Annotated in this window: 2 protein-coding genes; both read left to right on the forward strand. The window is 46.0% G+C overall.

Going from position 1 to position 1,240, the window contains the following annotated elements; translation table 11 throughout:
- On the forward strand, window positions 1–590 hold a 590-nt coding region (locus tag PVV63_RS10220; RefSeq protein ID WP_273791756.1), incomplete at its 5' end, for a ShlB/FhaC/HecB family hemolysin secretion/activation protein.
- Between the two features lie 25 nt (window positions 591–615).
- Window positions 616–1,240, forward strand: a 625-nt coding sequence (locus PVV63_RS10225) for a filamentous hemagglutinin N-terminal domain-containing protein (protein WP_273791757.1), incomplete at its 3' end; no start/stop codon positions are given.

A 1,240-nucleotide genomic window follows, 5' to 3' on the forward strand; every position in this document is an offset into this window, starting at 1 on the left:
CGCGCCAGATGTTGGGGGGGACATGGACCTTTGATGTGAGTTATTTGCAAGGGCTCCCTTTGTTTCATTCTGTCAAGAAGCACGATCCAGGAGTAGGGGATGCGGAGCCACAATTTGCCAAATTTACCGGTACGCTTAGTGTCATGACGCCTTTTAAGGTAGGGGGCTTGGACTTTATACTGAGCAATCTTTTGAGTGGTCAATATTCACCGCATAATTTATTGGGTGCTGAACAGATTTCGTTGGGGGGCGCTTCCAATGTTCGTGGCACGCGTGAGAGTTTGCTTTTTGGCAATAACGGTTTTTTTAGCCGGAATGATTTGTTGTTGCGCACCATTCCGTGGAGCAATCACGCGACCTTCAAAAAGGTTTTTGGTGAACTTCGCCCTTATGTTGGTTTGGATTATGGGCGTGTTTTTGCACAACCCTTGTATGGGATTAAGAGTGATCAGCTTGCCGGTTGGACAGCAGGTGTCAAGCTTGCGGGAGGCATGGTCTCTCTTGATGCCAGTTATTCCAGTATTTTTTGGAGCACAGTTAAGCACAAAAAATCAGGAACATTTTTTATGACATTAACAATGGAACTTTAAGCATTTTTTATTGGGGAGTTAAAGTATGAGATATGAAAAGAGAGCAGAAAGAGCAGCTTTATTAGGTGTTTTAGTCTCCAGTACGATGCTCAAAAAGGTTTTATTTGGGGGACTTGGTTTTTCTTGTTTGTTAGCACCTTCAGCGTTACAGGCACAAATTACTGTGGATCCTAACGCTAATGCCGCCCATCGTCCAGATATAGTAGCAGCGCCCAATGGGGTTCCTTCCATTGATATTGTCACCCCCAATGGCAAGGGCTTATCACACAATAAATATAACGATTTTAATATTGGCAATCCAGGTGTGATTTGGAACAATCATGCGCAAGAAGTGGGGCAATCGCAGTTGGGGGGCATTATGCCGGGCAATCCGCATTTGCGCCTCACGGGTTCAGCGAAAGTGATTTTAAATGAAGTGACCAGCAGCAAGCGCAGTGCGCTTCATGGTCCAGGAGAGGTTTTTGGGAGCCCAGCCGATGTGATTATAGCCAATCCCAATGGGATAAGCTGTGATGGTTGCGGTTTTATCAATACGCCCCATGCGACCTTAACCACAGGTGTTCCCGAAATTGATGCGAGCGGTTTTTTGAAAGGCTTTGAGGTGCGAGGTGGGGATATCACCTTTGGCGCCAAGGGAGCCAATTTTTTCT

The organism is Bartonella sp. CM31XJBT (genome assembly GCF_028618555.1).
Taxonomy (GTDB): domain Bacteria; phylum Pseudomonadota; class Alphaproteobacteria; order Rhizobiales; family Rhizobiaceae; genus Bartonella.